11 protein-coding genes are annotated in these 17800 nt (G+C 62.6%); 5 read left to right on the top strand and 6 right to left on the bottom strand.

The window, feature by feature from the left end:
• Position 1: 1 nt before the first annotated feature.
• The 5 genes from HJB84_RS19455 to HJB84_RS19475 form a co-directional block, all read right to left on the bottom strand.
• Positions 2 to 2419 (bottom strand): circularly permuted type 2 ATP-grasp protein, encoded by a 2418-nt coding sequence (locus tag HJB84_RS19455; protein ID WP_221116628.1) that lies wholly within the window; start codon positions 2417 to 2419, stop codon positions 2 to 4.
• Positions 2420 to 2472: 53 nt separating this feature from the next.
• A complete protein-coding gene (locus HJB84_RS19460; protein ID WP_221116629.1) occupies positions 2473 to 5799 on the bottom strand; it encodes a DUF2126 domain-containing protein in 3327 nt (1108 codons plus the stop codon).
• Between the two features lie 207 nt (positions 5800 to 6006).
• Positions 6007 to 7389, bottom strand: coding sequence for a sensor histidine kinase (locus HJB84_RS19465; RefSeq protein ID WP_207581785.1), 1383 nt, complete (start codon positions 7387 to 7389; stop codon positions 6007 to 6009).
• Positions 7386 to 8063 carry a response regulator transcription factor gene (locus HJB84_RS19470; RefSeq protein WP_207581784.1) on the bottom strand — a complete coding sequence of 226 codons (678 nt, stop codon included), beginning with the start codon at positions 8061 to 8063 and terminating at the stop codon, positions 7386 to 7388. Before HJB84_RS19470 ends, HJB84_RS19465 begins: the two co-directional genes overlap by 4 nt.
• A 196-nt stretch (positions 8064 to 8259) precedes the next feature.
• Positions 8260 to 10128 (bottom strand): adenylate/guanylate cyclase domain-containing protein, encoded by a 1869-nt coding sequence (locus HJB84_RS19475; RefSeq protein WP_221116630.1) that lies wholly within the window; start codon positions 10126 to 10128, stop codon positions 8260 to 8262.
• Between the two features lie 432 nt (positions 10129 to 10560).
• On the opposite strand from HJB84_RS19475, the gene HJB84_RS19480 reads away from it, so the two are divergent.
• Positions 10561 to 11430: an ornithine carbamoyltransferase gene (locus HJB84_RS19480; RefSeq protein WP_221116631.1), complete on the top strand. Its 870-nt coding sequence runs from the start codon at positions 10561 to 10563 to the stop codon at positions 11428 to 11430.
• 64 nt (positions 11431 to 11494) lie between these two features.
• Complete coding sequence (locus HJB84_RS19485; protein WP_221116632.1) at positions 11495 to 12541, top strand: ABC transporter substrate-binding protein; 1047 nt, start codon at positions 11495 to 11497, stop codon at positions 12539 to 12541.
• 5 nt (positions 12542 to 12546) lie between these two features.
• Here the strand turns inward: HJB84_RS19485 and HJB84_RS19490 are convergent, their stop codons facing one another.
• The gene (locus HJB84_RS19490) at positions 12547 to 14160 is read right to left on the bottom strand and encodes a right-handed parallel beta-helix repeat-containing protein (protein ID WP_221116633.1); all 1614 of its coding nucleotides are present in this window, start codon (positions 14158 to 14160) and stop codon (positions 12547 to 12549) included.
• A gap of 463 nt (positions 14161 to 14623) precedes the next feature.
• Here HJB84_RS19490 and HJB84_RS19495 point away from each other — a divergent pair, with 463 nt between their 5' ends.
• The 3 genes from HJB84_RS19495 to HJB84_RS19505 all read left to right on the top strand — a co-directional run bounded on the left by HJB84_RS19495 (position 14624) and on the right by HJB84_RS19505 (position 17662).
• The gene (locus HJB84_RS19495) at positions 14624 to 15568 is read left to right on the top strand and encodes a tripartite tricarboxylate transporter substrate binding protein (protein WP_221116634.1); all 945 of its coding nucleotides are present in this window, start codon (positions 14624 to 14626) and stop codon (positions 15566 to 15568) included.
• The gene (locus tag HJB84_RS19500) at positions 15565 to 16056 is read left to right on the top strand and encodes a tripartite tricarboxylate transporter TctB family protein (RefSeq protein WP_221116635.1); all 492 of its coding nucleotides are present in this window, start codon (positions 15565 to 15567) and stop codon (positions 16054 to 16056) included. The genes HJB84_RS19495 and HJB84_RS19500 overlap by 4 nt, the downstream gene beginning before the upstream one ends.
• 88 nt (positions 16057 to 16144) lie before the next feature.
• On the top strand, positions 16145 to 17662 hold the full coding sequence (locus HJB84_RS19505; RefSeq protein ID WP_221116636.1) for a tripartite tricarboxylate transporter permease: 1518 nt from the start codon (positions 16145 to 16147) through the stop codon (positions 17660 to 17662).
• Positions 17663 to 17800: the final 138 nt, after the last annotated feature.

A 17800-nucleotide genomic window follows, 5' to 3' on the forward strand; every position in this document is an offset into this window, starting at 1 on the left:
GTCACCCGAGATAGGTCTGGGCGAGCAGCTCGGAAAGCTGCTCCAATTCGCGTTCGAGCCGTTGATAGACCTCGACCCCCATGCCCTCCGGCGTCATCACTGCCAGGCCGGAATGGAGCCGCATCGCCTCGCGGTAGAAGGGCGACATCTGGCCGTTGATCAGGGCGTTCGGCAGTTGCTCGACCTCGTGGTGGATCTCGTTCACCTGGAAGAGGACCGAGCGGGGGTTGAGGGGGTCGAGCGCCAAAAGGTCGGTGACGGTCAGCCTCGCCGTGTTGACGTTGTAGCGGCGGCGGTGGGTCATGACGCTGTCGCCGATCTCGAGCAGCATGTCGAGCGCGCCGTCGGGTGCTTCCGGGCCGGACATGTGGCCGAGCAGCCGCGTCATGTGCAGGCCGCGCTCGATATAACGGCCGAGCGAGAGGAAGCGCCAGCCCATGAAGCGGTACATGTTCTCGTGCACCAGCCCGGCGAAGCCCGCAAGCTTGCGCAGAAGGATGGTCATCGCGTGACTAGCGTCATCGCCTGCAGCGACGCTGACATGGAAACGGCGGGCGGTCTTGGCGAGATCGTTGAGGGCGAGCCAGCCATCCGGCGAGAAGCGGTCGCGGATGTTGCTTGCGGAATAAACGGCGCTGTCGATGTGGCGTAAAAGCGTTTCCGGCACGGCCTCGGCGGTATCGATATCGACAGCCGTGAGATACTCGGAGACGTCGGCGAGCAGCGGCTGGCTCGGATCGGCAGCCTCGGCATAACGCGCATGCCAGGCGCGCAGGATGCGCAGCGCCCCTTCGGCGCGCTCGATGTAGCGGCCGAGCCAAAACAGATTGTCGGCCGCCCGGCTTGGCAGGCTGCCCGGCATGTTGCGGGTGAAGCTGCCTTCGGCCGGCAGCAGAGTGTGGCGCTCGACCGGCTTGTCGCTGACGATCCAGACGTCGGCGGCCGCCCCGCCTGACTGCATAGCGATCGCCGCGACATCGGCGCCAGAGCCGATGCGGGCAAAACCGCCGGGCATGATCTGCCAGCCGTTCGCGGTGCGGGCGGCGAAGACGCGCAGCGACATCGGCCGCGGCACGAGCTTGCCGTCCACCCAGGCGGGCGTCGTCGAGAGCGTGACGACCTCCTGTCCCACAAGTTTCGGTCCGTCCGAACTCAGCCAGTCGGTGATGGAATCCTTGGCGGCCGCACGCAGTGACGAGCCGAGCACGGATTCGCCGCTGTCGTCGAAGAAGGGGGCGCGGGAATAGGCCGGGCCGATCACCATCTTCTCGATATTCTTTGCGACGTGCTCGCGCTCTTCCTCCTGGCCGCACCACCAGGTGGCGATCGATGGAAGTTGCAGATCCTGCCCCAGTAGACGGTGACAGATGGTCGGCATGAAGGCCAGAAGCGCCCGGGTTTCGAGAACCCCCGTACCGAGCGCATTGACGATGGTGACGCTTTCGGCGCGCAGCGCTTCGACGAGGCCGGGCGTGCCGATATGCGAATTCTGGTTCAGCTCCAGCGGGTCGGCAAAGGCCGAATCGAGACGGCGCCAGAGCACGCCGATCGGCTTCAGGCCGGCGACGGTGCGCACCATGACGCGGCCCTTGACGACGGTGAGGTCCTCGCCCTCGAGCAGCATGAAGCCGAGATAGCGGGCGATGTAGGCGTGCTCGTAATAGGTCTCGTTGGCGGGGCCTGGCGTCAGCACGGCGATGCGGTCGTCGCCCGAATGTTTCATGCCCTGCAGCGCGTCGCGGAAGGCGCCGAAGAAGGAGGCGAGGCGGTGGACCGGGGTTTCGGCGTAGATATCCGAAAAGGCCCGGGTCGTCGCGACGCGGCTTTCCAGCGCGAAACCGGCGCCCGACGGCGCCTGCGTCCGGTCGGCCAGCACCCACCAGTTGCCGTCCGGTCCGCGGCCGATCTCGAAGGCGCAGAAATGCAGATAATGGCCGGAGGCCGGCCGGATGCCGGCGAGCGGGCGTTGGAATTCGGGATTAGCGGCCATCAGCGCCGGCGGCAGCACCCCTTCCTGCACCAGCCGGTTGTCGCCGTAGATATCGGCAACGATCGCCTCGAGCAGGTCGGCGCGCTGGACGAGGCCTGCCGACAGCGTCTGCCATTCGCGCTCGTCGATCAGCACCGGAATATGCGAGATCGGCCAGGCGCGTTCGCCGGTGCCCTTGCTGCCGTAGGCACGGTAGAAGACGCCGGCATCCCGGAGATAGCGGTCGGCGCGGGCGAAACGCTCGGCGAGATCCTTTTCCGGCATTGCGCTCAGATGCGACAGGAAATTCTTCCAGACCGGGCGGACAACACCTTTATTGTCGACCATCTCGTCGGCGGTGCCAGGAAGCGGCGCATAGTCGAAGGCCGCATCCTTGCCGATGCGGTCCTCTGCTTCTCCCCTGCGCTCAACTGCCGGCCTCTTACCCATCAAAACCCAAGCCTTAAACCCCCGGCCTTAACCTCAGCCTCAATCCCCCGGCTTCAAATTCCGGCGGGCCGCCTCAGATCCAGCGTTAGCGGGAATTCAAGAGAACCCGTCTCGGCGCGCGGGATATAACCACCCGCCGTATGTCCCCACGGCTCGAAGCGGGCGAGCCGCCTTGCTTCCGCCTCGTTGCCGTTGACCGGGAAGGTGTCATAGGTCCGGCCGCCCGGATGGGCAACATGATAGATGCAGCCGCCGATCGAACGCTTCGACCATGTATCATAAATGTCAAAAGTCAAAGGCGTGTTGATCGGCAAGACGGGATGCAGGCCGGAGGACGGCTGCCACGCCTTGTAACGGACGCCGGCGACCGAAACGCCGGAGGTGCCGGTCGGCGTCAGCGGCAGAGTGCGGCCATTGCAGGTGACGGTGTAGCGCGCCGCATTGCTGGTCTCGAGCCGCACTTGAAGGCGCTCGACGGAGCTGTCGACGTAACGGGCAGTGCCGCCCGGCGCACCTTCCTCGCCCATGACGTGCCAGGGTTCAAGCGCCTGGCGCAGCTCCAGTTTGGAGCCTTCGTATTCGACCTCGCCGCAGAAGGGGAAGCGGAATTCGAGCTGAGCCTTGAACCATTCCGAACTGACGTCGAAGCCGTTTTCGCGAAGGTCGGCAAGCACGTCGAGGAAATCGGCCCAGACGAAATGCGGCAGCATGAAACGGTCGTGCAGAGTTGTGCCCCAGCGGACGAATTTGCCATCGACCGGGTTGACCCAGAACCGGGCGATCAGCGCGCGGACCAGCAATTGCTGGGCGAGCGACATGCGGGCGTTCGGCGGCATTTCGAAGCCACGGAACTCGATGAGGCCGAGCCGTCCGGTCGGACCGTCCGGCGAAAACAGCTTGTCGATACAGATCTCGGCGCGGTGGGTGTTGCCGGTAACGTCGGTCAAAAGGTGGCGGAACAGGCGGTCGACGAGCCAGGGCAGCGGCTGCTGGCCGCGGCCGGGTGCAGCGATCTGCGCCATGGCGATCTCCAGCTCGTAGAGGCTGTCGTGACGAGCCTCATCGATGCGCGGCGCCTGGCTGGTCGGGCCGATGAACATGCCGGAGAAGAGGTAGGAGAGCGAGGGGTGCCGCTGCCAGTGCAGGACGACGCTCTTTAAGAGATCGGGACGGCGCAGGAACGGGCTGTTGTTCGGATTGGCGCTGCCGACGACGACATGGTTGCCGCCGCCGGTGCCGGTATGACGGCCGTCGATCATGAACTTGTCGGCGCCAAGCCGGGTGTCACGCGCCTCCTCGTAGATCGCCGTAGTGATATCGACGCAGTCCTTCCAGTTCGAGGCCGGATGAATGTTGACCTCGATGACGCCGGGATCCGGGGCGACGCGGATGACATTGATGCGCTCGTCCTGCGGCGGCGGGTAACCTTCGATGTGGACAGGAAGCTTGAGCTCGGCGGCGGCGTTTTCGGCAGCGGCGATCAGCTCGAGATAATCTTCGATGCGCTCGACCGGCGGCATGAAGACGCAGAGCCTGCCGTCGCGCGGCTCGACCGACATGGCGGTGCGCACGGCCCCGCGGAGTTCACCGAGCGTCTGTTCGATCCGGCCGCGATTGCCCTCGTCGGCATTGAAAGAGGCTTCAGGCATGGCGCGGCCGGCCGGTGCAAAGACATCAGGCAGCGGTTCACGTGGGATCGTCGGATCGGCGGGGTGGATATAGGGATAACGCGCCGGGGGAACATAGGGCAGTGTGCCGAGCGGCAGGCGGTAACCGATGGGACTGTCGCCCGGGACGAGAAAGATATTGCCGCGGCGGGTGCGCCATTTCTCGCTGACCCAGACGCGGCTTTCAGCCGCCTTGGCGTTCCATGCTTGAACCGGGAGGATGTAACCCGTGGGGACGGTAAGGCCACGGGCAAACACCCGGGCGATGCGGTTGCGTTCTTCGGGATCCTTCAGCTTCGAATTCGACGGATCGACGTTTTCGGGAAGGCTGCCTTCCTTGATGATCCAGTCGGCTGGATCCTCATAGGCCGGCTGCACCATGTCAGGCTTGATCGCCAGTTCCTTTGCGATCGCCGTCAAAAACTTCTCGGCATCCTCGGCGGTGACGCCGGTATCTTTGCCTTCGACAGCCACCAGATCGAGGTTCTGCCAGACCGGCTTGCCGTCGCGGCGCCAGTAGAGCGAGAAGGTCCAGCGCGGCAGGCTTTCGCCCGGATACCATTTGCCCTGGCCATAATGCAGGAAACCGCCGGGGGCGAAGCGTTCGTGCAGCCGGCGGATCAGGCTGTCGGCCTTTTCGCGCTTGGTCGGGCCGACGGCGGCGGTGTTCCACTCCTCGGACTGGAAATCGTCGATCGAAACGAAGGTCGGTTCGCCGCCCATCGTCAGATGCACGTCCTCGGCTTCGAGGACACGATCGACCTTCTCGCCGAGTTCGTTGAGTTCGTCCCAGCTTTCATCGGAGAAAGGCTTGGTGATGCGCGGGTGTTCGGCGACGCGCGAGACCTTCATGTCGAAGGCGAATTCGGTTTCGGCCTCGCCGAAATAACCGCCCGAGATCGGCGCGGCGTTGCGATAATGCGGCGTGGCGGCAAGCGGGATGTGGCTTTCGCCGGTCAGCAGCCCAGACGTCGGATCAAGGCCGACCCAGCCGGCGCCGGGCAGATAGACCTCCGCCCAGGCATGCAGGTCGGTGAAATCGACTTTGGTGCCGGAGGGGCCGTCGAGTGCTTTCAGGTCCGGCGTCAGCTGGATGAGGTAGCCGGAGACGAAGCGGGCGGCAAGGCCGAGATGGCGAAGGATCTGGACGAGCAGCCAACTGGTGTCGCGGCAGGAGCCCTTGGCGCTTTCAAGCGTCTCCTCCGGCGTCTGCACGCCGGTTTCCATGCGGATGACATAGCCGATCTGCCGCTGCAGGCGGGCATTCAGGCCGACGATCATATCGACCGTCGGCTGGTCGGGCGACCAGTCGAGCGTCGGCAGCATTGCCTTCAGGCGGGGACCGGCCGGTTCCGGCGTCATATAGATCGAGAGATCTTCCTGGATCGTCTCAGGGTACCCGAAGGGCCACTTGGTTGCCTCTTCCTCGACGAAGAAGTCGAAGGGATTGTAGACCGTCATGTCGGCGACGAGATCGACCTCGATCTTGAACTCCGTCACCGGGTCCGGAAAGACGTAGCGGGCGAGGTAATTGCCGTAGGGATCCTGCTGCAGGTTGACGAAATGGTTGGAGGGCGTGACCTTCAGCGAGTGGCTGAGCACCCGTGTCTTCGAATGCGAGGCAGGTTTCAGTCGGATGATCTGTGGGCCGAGGCGGATCGGTTTATCATAAGTGTAATGGGTCAGATGATAGATGCTGGCTTTGATCGACATATTTCTCTTTTATCCGGCGCGCATCGTCGTGCGGCTTGCTGTTCCCGAAATCAGTGTGTGCAATGCAGCGAAAGAAAGCAAGCTGGAAAGGTCACCGGCATAATTCCTTAAATCGGAATCGATTTAAGGAATTATGCCGCGATTCAAAATGCTACGGCGTCCTTAGCGCGTCCGAAAGACGCGCGGCGTTGTAGAGGCTGAAGGCTTTTATGCGGCCTTGGCGAAGGTGACGGCCGCCTTCAGGCCCCTGCCATCCGGGCCCGGCTCCAGCGTCAGGTTGGCATTGAAAAGATTGGCGATTTCCTCGACGATCGGCAGGCCGAGGCCGGCGCCCGGCGCACCTGTCTCATTGCCGCGCGAAAAACGCCCGCGCACCGCCTCCAGCTTGTTGCGTGGAATGCCGGGGCCGTTGTCCTCGACTTCGAGGCGGATCGTCTCTGCTGCTGCGATGATGCGGACGGTGACCTCAGCTCCCTTGCCGGCATAGGCGATGGCATTTCCGGCAAGGTTGCGCAGCATTTCGCCGATGAGCAGCGGCTCGGCGCGGATCATCGCCGGGCTTCCGCCCTCGAAACCGAGATCGATGCCGGCGACGGCAGCCGTCGGGATCTGCTCACCGGTAATTTCCTGGGCGATGGCGGCAAGATCGATGGCGGAGGCGGTCAGTGCTTCCTTGGCGGTGGCCGCGTCGATCTTTGCCATCAGGAGAAGCTGGGCGAGGATGCGCTCGGCATGCGCCACCGCCTGATCGCCCTTCAGAGCTGCCGCCTGCGCCTCCTCAAGCGAGCCGGCGCGGGCAGAGAGAGCAAGCTGGGTGCGGATGATCGCCAGCGGCGTGCGCAGCTGATGGCTGGCATTGCCGGTGAAGTGGCGGAGCGCATCGAGGGCCGATTGCAGGCGGACCATGAAGCTATTCACCGTATCGACCAGCGGCTGGACCTCGCTCGGCACCGTCTGCTCGATCGGATGCAGATCATCGGGGCTGCGTTCGCCGATGGCGTCGCCGAGTTTGTAGAGCGGACGCAGGGCCACCGTGACCGAGATCCAGACAATGACGGCGGCACCCGCGATCATGAAGGCGAGGCGGAGTGCCGAGCGAACGAGGATTGCTTGCGCCAGCTGCCGTCGGCCAATGGTGGTTTCGGCGACCGTCACCACGAAGGGCACGGAGCGGATGCCCGTCGAGGCGGAGCGTTCGAGTGTGGCGACGCGGATCGGCTCTCCGCGGAAGCTGTCGTCGGCGAAGGCGGCGGCATTGGCGGGTGTCTTCTTCAGGACCGGCAGCGACTGGTAACCGGTGATAAATTTGCCCGGCGGACCGTCGACGCGGTAGAAGACGCGGTCCTGCGCGGCCGAGGTCAGCATTTCAAGCGCAACATAGGGGATATCGACCTGCAGGGTGCCGTCTTCGGCAACGACGACGCGTTCGGCGATCGCCAGCGCGGAGCCGGCGAGCACACGGTCGGAGACGATGTTCGAGGTCTGGACCGCCTCGCGATAGGTATCGGCGAGCGCCAGCGTGCCGATGACCGCTGTGGACACAAGTAGCCAGAAGAGCAGCCGGCGCCTGAGGGAATAGGCGGCTTTCATGAGGCCTCGGGAAGCTTGTCGAGATAATAGCCGATGCCGCGGGCGGTCTTGACCGTCAGGCCGTGCGGTGAGAGACGTTTCCTCAGGCGGCTGACATATTGCTCGATGGCGTTTGCCGAAATGTCGTCGTCGAAGGCCGTCAGCGACTGGATGATCGCCTCCTTGGCGACGACCTTGCCGGCCCGCATGAAAAGAATTTCGAGCAGCCCAAGTTCGCGGGCGGGAATGTCCAGCGGCGTGGCGCCTGCCGAAAAGGCTCGGGAATTGAGATCGAACGAGATGCTGCCAAAACTGACAGTCGCCGAGCGCAGGCCTGCCTGGCGGCGCAGCAATACGCGCACGCGGGCCTCGAATTCGGCGATGTCGAAGGGTTTGATCAGATAATCGTCGGCACCGAGATCGAGACCCTTCACCCGTTCTTCCGGCGTACCGCGTGCGGTCAGGATGAGCACGGCTGCCTGGTTTTGCCGGGCGCGCATGGCGCGCAGCACGTCGAGCCCGTCCATCTCGGGCAGGTTGAGGTCGAGGATCACCAGATCGAAATTTTCAGCGGCGATGACCGCATTGGCGGATGCGCCGTCGTGAACGACATCGACGGCATGGCCCGTGCCGCGCAAGATCGCCGACAGGCCGTCGGCCAGCGCGATATTGTCTTCGGTGAGCAGGATGCGCACGGATCTCCCCCTGTTTTTCAAAGGAGATTACAGAGGTGGGGGAGCGATGTCACAGCGATTTTGGAGCTTACAGCGCCGCGCGCCTGTCAGACGCGCAAAGGACGCTGAAACACTTTCAATCCTCGCATCGTGCTTTCCGAAAATCGATGCTGATTTTCGGGCCGATGCGCCAGTGAACGGCGGGAAGGGCCTGGCTTCAGCTCCCGGTCCTTTCGACCCGTTCGCGCTGCATCATCGCGGCGGCCAGCAGCCTCTGGAAGCGAGGATCGTCGCGGATGTTGTCGAGATCGGAATCATTGTTGAACCATTTGATATGGTAGACGGAGCTGTGAGGCAGCAGCCTTTCAAGGAGATCGATCGCCTGGTCGACATCGCCGAGGACGGAATAGACGCAGGCGAGATTGTACTGCGCGACGATGTCATCAGGATCGATGGCGATCGCGCGCGCAGCCCAGTCGCGTGCCCTCATCGCGTCGCCCATATGGGCAAGCGCCAGCGCGCCGCGATGGGCCGGGCCGGAATTTTCCGGATTGACGTTCAGCGCGCGTTCGGCGCGCAGCAGGCCGAGGCGCGCCCAGTTTTCCGTATCCGACACACGGCCGAGCGAGCGGTAGGCGGACATCAGGTGGATCGGCGAGACGTAGTCGTCAGGGCGGATCGCGGCGGCGCGGGTGAAATATTGAACCGATTCGGCAAAGTTGCCGTGCATGAAGAAGAACCGGGCATAATGGAAATTCGCCTCGAAAAGGTTCGGGTCCAGCGCCAATGCACGTTCGAAGGCCGCCGCCGCCCTCCCGTCAAAGCCGCTCTGATGCAGGGCCAGACCATGAGAAGCGTGGGCCTCGGGAAGGTCGGGATCAAGCGCAAGCGCGCGGGCGCTCATCTCGAGGATGCGCCTCAGCGGCACGTCATCAGGTGCCCAGTCGCGGATCGCCGCGTCGCAATCGGCGATGCCGGCATAAGCGCGGGCATAATCCGGGTCGAGTTCAACCGCCTTGCAGAACATGCGCCTTGCGAGTTCGAGATAGGATTTGGTCCAGGTATGGGAGAGCTGGCGGCCCCTGAGATAATAGGTATAGGCCTCGACATTGGCGGTCGGCTCATTGGCGATCGCCTTCTTTTCTTCCGGCAGCAGACGCACCTTCAACTGGCCGACGATCGCATGGGTGATCTCGTCCTGGATGGCGAAGATGTCGGTCAGGTCGCGGTCATAACGCTCGGCCCAGAGATGATCGCCATTGGCGGTGTCGATCAATTGGCCGGAAATGCGCACGCGATTGCCGAAGATGCGCACGCTTCCTTCGAGCACGTAGCGCACGCCAAGTTCCTGGGCGAGCCGCTTCACCTTCACCGAGATGCCCTTGTAGGTGAAGATGGTATTGCGCGGCACGACGTGCAGGCTGGAGATCTTGGAGAGATCGGTGATGATGTCTTCGGTGATGCCGTCGGAGAAATAGTCCTGATCGGCGTCGCCGCTCATATTGGTGAAGGGCAGCACTGCGATGAAGCAGGTATTGCGGTTCTGCGCGACCAATTTCGCCGAGGAGGGCGGCGCCAGGGTGACGGTATAGACCTGAACCGGCTGCCGGATGTTCTTCAGCATATGCTCGCCGATGAATTCGAAGCCGAGATTGAGGCGCGAGCCGACCTGATCGCGCACCGAGGCCGACACAGCGATGCCGCCCGGCGCTGCGATACGCTCAAGCCTGGCGGCGAGATTGACGCCATCTCCGAAGATATCGCCGTTCTCGACCACGACGTCGCCAAGATTGATGCCGATGCGGAATTCGACGCGTTCGTCCTTGGGCACGTTCTCGTTGCGGGCCGCCATGCTGCGCTGGATTTCGGCGGCGCAGGCGACCGCGTTTACCACGCTCTGGAATTCGGCAAGGATGCCGTCGCCGGTGAGTTTGACGATCCGGCCCTTGTAGTCTGAAATCCGAATGTCGACCAGCTCGCAGCGATGGCGGTTCAGCGCCTGCAACGTGCCGGATTCATCGATGCCCATCAGTCGGCTGTAGCCAACGACATCCGCAGCGAGAATAGCGCTCAGTCGTCGTTCCATGACCCCTCCCCAGGATCTTCCCAGTTTAGTCCAGCTTTTTATAGAGTTTTTGTCGCGTAGAGTCGTCCCCCGAATAGAAATTCGGGCGAATTCGACGTTTTGACACGGCAGCGCGACCATATAGCGTCGCCGATCTTCATCAATACTCTGAATGGGTGAAGGATGATGCTTGTCGCTAATCCTTTGTGATGAAGGGTCGATTCTAATCGGAGAAATCGGGTTTTTTGCTTTGGCCGATGCTTCCGGGGGTCGGTACATAAAACCGATCGCCGGTCGATTTTAGGCTTGAGCCGGACCCAGGGGGCATAACCTAGAAGACGATTCGCGATCGTATCCAACGCGGTATGAATGCGATTCACGGTTGCTTCGGCGGTTGCCGTGAGGCCGGCGCCGGTTATTGTGGTGATGTTTCATGCGCGGCGGAGATTTTGGATGACAGGTTCGGCCCGGAATTTTCTGGAGTTTAACGATATTCCGGAGGCCGGGCTTCGGTCGATTATCGCGCGCGCCGGTGAGTTCGCCAAAGCCTGGGATGGAAATGCGATGCCGCAGAGCCTTGCGGGCAAACGCGTTGCGCTGATTGCCGATGACGGCGGCTGGCGCAATACGACTGCCTTCGATCTCGGCATTCAGGCAATGGGCGGCATCTGCGTGCATGTGCCGATCGGCTTCAATGCCCGGGAGGAGACCGGCGATCTTGCGGGTTATCTCGGCAACTGGTTCGACATGCTGGTGATCCGCACAAGGGAATTGGCGACGCTGAAGGCGGTGGGGGCAGTCGCGCCGATGCCGGTCATCAATGCGCGCACCCGTTCCAACCACCCTTGCGAGACGCTCGGCGACCTTGGCTATATCAAGAGCCGGCGCGGTTCGATCGACGGGCTAAAGGTCGTTGGGGTGGCGGCGGACGCAAATATTCTCCGTTCCTGGGTCGAGGCGTCGATCGTATTGCCGATCGAGGTGGTGCAAGTCTACCCCGAACGCTGGCATATCCGTGACATCGGGCTGCTCAACGGACGTTTTCGCGCGAGCACCGATATGGGCGAACTGCTGGATGCCGACATCGTCATCACCGATTCATGGCCCGGTGACGCTGCCGCAGACGCGCTCGCCGACTACCGGATCGGAGCCGATCTGCTCGATCGGCTGCGGGAGGATGCGATCTTTCTGCCATGCCCGCCGGTTAGGCGCGGCGAGGAGGTGACGACCGAAGCGATGGAGCATCTGCTGTGCCAAAGCCGCGCCGCCAAGGCTTTCCTGCTGCATGCACAAAACGCCCTGATGGAATGGATCCTCGCCTAGTTCCACCGCCCTTGCTCCTCCCCGCGCCCTCAGGCATTGTTACGGCATGAGGAGAGTTTTGATCTTGCTGCTGGCGTTCTGGCCGGGCTTTGCGCTCGCCGATCAGGCCTTCTATCCGGCGAAATCGGGCAATTCCGATGCGCCGGTGCTGACGGTTTATTCCTCGCTCGACGAGCCGTTGGCGCGGCCGATGATCCGGGGATTCCAGGAAGCCAATCCCGACGTCGCGGTCAAATACGAGGACATGCTGACCGGCGATATCCACGACCGGATCGTCAGGGAGACGGATGCCGGCAAGAAGACCGCGGATTTCGCCTTTTCCTCGGCGATGGACTTGCAGGTGAAGCTGTCCAATGACGGATATGCGCAGGTCAGCAACCTGCCGATGAGCGCCGCATGGCCGAAATGGGCGAACTGGCGCAACACCGCCTATGCGCTGACCTTCGAGCCGGCGGTGTTCGTCTATCACAAGCCGAGCTTTGCGCATGAGCCGGTGCCGAGCTCGCGGGCGGAATTCGTCGATTACCTCAAACGCAAGGGCAACGACGTCTATGGGCGGATCGGCACCTACGATATCGAGCGCTCCGGCGTCGGCTTTCTGTTCATGGCGCGCGACCAGGAGCAGTTCGGTGACATCTGGTCGGTGATCGGGGCGATGGGGGCTGCCGGCGTCAAGCTCTATTCGACGAGTTCGGCGATCCTCGAACGTGTTGCCGACGGGCGCTTCGTGCTCGGCTACAATATTCTCGGCTCCTATGCAGCCGACTGGGCCTCGCGTTATCCGGATGTCGGCATCGTGCTGCCGAAAGACTATACCGTGGTGATGTCGCGGATCGGGCTGGTGCCGCAGGCCGCCGCCGAGCCGGAGCTCGGCCGGCGTTATCTCACCTTCTTCATGTCGAGGGAAGGGCAGACGATCATGGCGCGCGAGCTGCAAATCCCGGCCGTCAGCCCCGAGGTGGCGGGGGAAAATACCGCCAATACGCTGCAGGAACTGCTCGGCGCCCAACTGCGGCCGGTGCCGGTCAGCCCCGGGCTGATGGTCTATCTCGACCAGGTGAAACGGGCGCGGCTGATAGCACGCTGGAACGAGGTCCTGCGCGCGCAGTGAAAGCGTCAGCTTTCAGCCGGTTCGTTCTTTCCGCACAGTTCCGGATAGAGCCAGTATTCGTAGAACATGGGTTCCTTAACCGTAAAGGGATGTTCGCCCTGCCAGGCTCCGACGGCGTAATTCGAGCCGGCGATGATCTGCTTGCGCCCATCGGGGAGCTTCATCTGGAAGGGGACTGCCGGAACCTGTGCGGTCAGTTGCAGCCCGTCGGGGATGCCGAAGCCGGTCGAGCGGAAGGGAACCGGCCCGGGGTTAGCATCCACGCCGATCGGATATCCCGCATCACGCAGCAGGTCGGGGAAATATTTATGATCGATCAGATCGCCATCGAAGCGGATGTCGAGCTCCTGCCAAAGCCTGGTGAAATGCTCGCCTTCCAGCGACGCTTCATCCTGTCCCGCCTTTGGCGTGCTCTGCCAGCCCGCGCCAAAGGGGGCGGAATCCTGCAGCGTCGACAGGCCTGCCGCGCCGTAATAGCCGATCGCATTGTTCAGATGATGGAACTGGCTGATACGGTTGCGCTTGCTGATCGGGCCTCTGAGCATCCATGAATTGTTGAAGACGTAGTGCGGGCCGACTGCTTCGTGCTTTTTGGGAAATTTGAAAAGCTGGCCGAAATTGCGATCGTCGTCATCGGGGCCGGGGCGATGACGGTTCCAGCCGAGATTGCCGTAGATATAGAAGTAGCCGGATCGTTGCATCTCCAGCGAAAAAGGCATGTAGCAGTCGACAAACCTGTTGCCGCGCACCGTCCAGTTCCAGGCATAGTCTTCCGCCTCGACGGCGTTGTCACGAATGCGGACGAACCAGTTGTCTTCGATGACGATGTTGCGGCAGAAATCCTCCGTCGCGGAATCGGAGGCATCGTTGAAGAGATGGATGCCGTTGAAGGCATCGAGAATGACGTTGTTGCGCAGGACGACATAGCCGGCGATGGTCCATGCCCGGAAGAAATCGCCGTCAAAACCGCGCTCGTCTTTTTCGACGTTCACGCGGCTGCTGGTGTCTTCGATATTGCCATGAACCTGCGCCCACGAGAATTTTCGCCAGAGCCTGCAATCGCCGGGATCGAGCCCGGCTTCGATCGCGCCGGTCTTCCTGATCGCTGCAAGGTCCGCCTCGCCGTGGGATTGCTCATCCTGTATCCAGTCACATCCTTCGATCAGCAGATGGCGCGTGTAAGGCCCGGCAGCGCCGATGGCGATCGTGCTGCCGCGAATATGCAGGCGGCGGAGCGTAATGTGCCGGCAGTTGTCGAGATAGATCGCGGTCGGCCAGCAGCCTTCGAACTTGAGATCCTCGATGACGACCCACTGGCAATTCCGCAGCATGAGTGCTGCGTTATCGGCAAGGTAGTAAATACCGGGGAAACGGCCATTGGCTTCCTGTACGGCGGAGAGGCGGTTGGCGGTCTGGCGATAGTCTTCGTAGGTTGCGCCGCCATCGATGACGGCGCCGTTGCCGCGGATCACGACCGGTTGCTGCTGGGAGCCGCTGACTGAGGAAAGGACAAGCGGCGTTGGGTATCGTCCGCCTTCCAGCGTTAGGGTTGCGCCGGGGCGCAGCAATCGCATGTCGTCGTAAATCCGGTCCGGATCCGTGTGCAGGCAGCGCGACATATCGTTTCCTATGGGGATCGGCGAAATAAAGATCTGCAGAAATCGAGGTAGCGGGAAGAAGAACCCCGAATTGATCAAGATGTAATCGATTTCGGGCTGTAGTTTCAAGGCATTAAACCACAGGTATTGCGGGCGATGCAGGAGTCGAGAGCTTGGCGCCCTGCAGCCGTTTCTGGCGACGGATAATGCACTGGCCATACGGCGGAGAAAGACCGGGATTAGACCGCCATCCGCCAATTACGGCAAAAAAGTGGCCTCTTCTCCTGGATATCTCGCCGATGTCAGCTAAATGACAGCTTGTTGTGGTGGCTTTGGCTACTTCTTCTCCGTGGAGGCGGAGAGCTGAAGCCTTGGGAGGTATTCTGCTCGTCATTCAGGACGCTTGCGTCCGCTGGCCGGCCATTCCTTCCGATTCCCTGGAGAATAACAGGCGGTTTGCTCAGCCGCCGACGGAGGACACATCGTGAAGCACACATTCATCGCAACCCTTCTCGCCGCGACCATCGCGCTGCCGGCCTATGCGGCCGACTACACCATCATCGCGCCTGCCGCTCCAGGCGGCGGCTGGGACCAGACGGCCCGCTCGCTGCAGACCGCGCTGCAGCAGGAGAAGATCTCCGGCAACGTGCAGGTCCAGAACGTTCCGGGCGCCGGCGGCACCATCGGGCTCGCGCAGTTTGCCAGCCAGGCTGCCGGCAACCCGAACTCGCTGATCGTCGGCGGCTATGTCATGGTCGGCGCGATCCTCACCAACAAATCGCCGGTGACGCTCAAGGAAGTCACGCCGATCGCGCGTCTGACCGGCGAGTATGAGGCTGTCGTTGTTCCCGCCTCGTCCGAGATCAAGACGATGGCCGATCTGGTTGCGGCGCTGAAGAAGGATCCGGGCGCCGTTTCCTGGGGCGGCGGTTCGGCCGGTGGTACCGACCACATCACCGTCGGCCTGATCGCCAAAGCCTCCGGCGTCGATCCGACGAAGATCAACTATGTCGCCTTCTCCGGCGGTGGTGAGGCGCTCGCCGCCATTCTCGGCGGCCAGGTGACAGCCGGCGTTTCGAGCTACAGTGAGTTCGAATCGCAGGTGAAATCCGGCACGCTCCGTCTTCTCGCCGTCTCCAGCGACAAGCGCATCGACGGCGTCGATGCCCCGACATTGAAGGAAGCCGGCACCGACGTCGTCATCCAGAACTGGCGCATGGTTGCCGCTGCTCCCGGTCTGTCGGCAGAACAGGTGGCAAGCGTCACCGCCGATTTCGAGAAGCTGCACAGCTCCGCCACTTGGCAGGAAACTCTGAAGACCAAGGGTTGGGCCGACACCTATCTGTCCGGCGATGCCTTCAAGGCGCAGCTCGAGAAGGATGTCTCCGCCACCGAAGGCATTCTCAAAGATATCGGACTTGTTCAATGAACGAGGATAACACCTCCTCGGCAACGACACGCCGCCCTGATTGGGCGGCGTTTATCATTGCCGTTTTCCTCTTCGTCATCGCGGGCGTGATGGGCTGGGATGCCTCGCATCTGAAGACGATCGCGCAATACGACCGCATCGGCCCGGCGACGGTGCCTCAGGTGGTGGCGTTCGGCCTCTTCTGTCTCGGGATCTGGACCACCTTCGAAGCCTGGCGCGGCGATTTTCCGGAACGCGAGCGGCAGGAAGTGGCGCCCGTCATCTGGATCGTCGCCGGCCTGGCCGGCCAGATGCTGCTTCTACGCGTCGCCGGTTTCTCGATCGCCACCGGCATCCTCTTTGCGCTGACGGCACGCGGCTTCGGCAAACGCAAGCTCTGGATCTCGCTGCCGCTTGGCATCGTCCTCAGCTTCGTCGTCTGGGCGATCTTCTCGCAGCTGCTGCAGTTGACGCTGCCGGCCGGCCCGCTCGAACATCTGTTCTTCTGATCGCGCGGACGCGCTGTCAGCTCTTTTGATTTTGCGCGGCGCCTGACCTCGAAATCGCATGGTTGGGAACACCGCTTGGGACACCAAGATGAGCACATTCGAATTCCTATGGCAGGGTATCCTGGTTGCGATGCAGCCGATGAACCTGGTTTATGCGCTGGTCGGCGTGACGCTCGGCACCGCCGTCGGCGTGCTGCCCGGCATCGGCCCGGCACTCACCGTGGCGCTGCTGTTGCCCGTCACCTACAAGCTCGATCCCGGCGGCTCGCTGATCATGTTCGCCGGCATTTATTACGGCGGCATGTATGGCGGTTCGACCACCTCGATCCTGCTCAACACGCCGGGTGAAAGCGCCTCGATCGTCACCGCGCTCGAGGGCAATAAGATGGCGCGCGCCGGGCGCGGCGGGCCGGCGCTGGCGACGGCAGCGATCGGCTCCTTCGTCGCTGGTCTGATTGCCACGCTCGGGCTTGCCTTCATCGCTCCCTATATCGTCAAGCTGGCGCTGGTCTTCGGGCCGCGCGAATATTTCGCGCTCATGGTGCTTGCCTTCGTCACCGTCTCCTCGGCCTTCGGCGATTCGGCATTGAGAGGGCTGACGTCGCTGTTCATCGGGTTTGCGCTCGCCATGGTCGGCATCGACCAGCAGACGGGACAGGCGCGGCTTTCCTTCGGCATTCCCGACCTGCTCGACGGTGTCGAGGTGACGACGCTGGCAGTGGCGATGTTTGCGATCGGCGAGACGCTTTATATCGCCGCGCAGGGCAACCGGATCGCGGAGAAGGTCGAGGCGGTCAAGGGTTCGCTGTGGATGACGGCTGAGGACTGGGCGCGATCATGGAAGCCCTGGTTGCGCGGCACCTTGATCGGCTTTCCGATCGGCGCGATGCCGGCGGGCGGCGCCGAAATCGGCACCTTCCTGTCCTACGCGACCGAAAAGCGGCTGGCGAAGAACCCGGAGGAGTTCGGCCATGGCGCGATCGAAGGCGTGGCCGGGCCTGAGGCGGCCAACAACGCGTCGGCCGCCGGCACGCTGGTGCCGCTTCTGACCCTCGGTCTGCCGACGACGGCAACCGCGGCAATCATGCTTGCCGGCTTCCAGCAATACGGTTTGCAGCCGGGGCCGCTGCTGTTTGCCACCAATCCGCAGCTTGTCTGGGGTCTGATCGCCAGTCTGCTCATTGCCAATGCGATGCTGCTGGTGCTGAACCTGCCGATGATCGGGCTCTGGGTAAAGCTGCTGACGATCCCGAAGCCGTGGCTCTATGCGGGCATCCTGCTGTTTGCAACGCTCGGGACGATCGGCGCCAACCCGTCGGTGTTCGAGCTCGGCATGTTGCTCGCCTTCGGCGTTCTCGGCTATCTCATGCGGCTCTTCGGCTATCCGATCGCGCCTGCGGTCGTCGGCCTGATCCTCGGGCCGCTTGCCGAGCAGCAGTTGCGCCGGGCGCTGGCGATCAGCCAGGGCGACGTCACGACGCTGGTAATGTCGCCGATCGCCGCGGGCCTGCTCATCGTTGCGGCGGCAGCCTTTCTCATTCCACTGATCCTGCGGATTCGCGGCCGCGGCCAGGTGTTGTCGCAACTCGCTGCAAACGAAGACTAGAACAAAGAAGGCTAGCAGGCTGCTGAAAAACCCACTGGCTTTTGGGCTGGACACATGATTCCATCTTGCAAGTGATTTCGAGGGAATTTGGATGCGCGGCGGGGATGATCGGACGGGGTCGCTGTTTTCGTATGTCGA

This window comes from Rhizobium sp. NZLR1b (assembly GCF_019685155.1).
GTDB lineage: Bacteria > Pseudomonadota > Alphaproteobacteria > Rhizobiales > Rhizobiaceae > Rhizobium.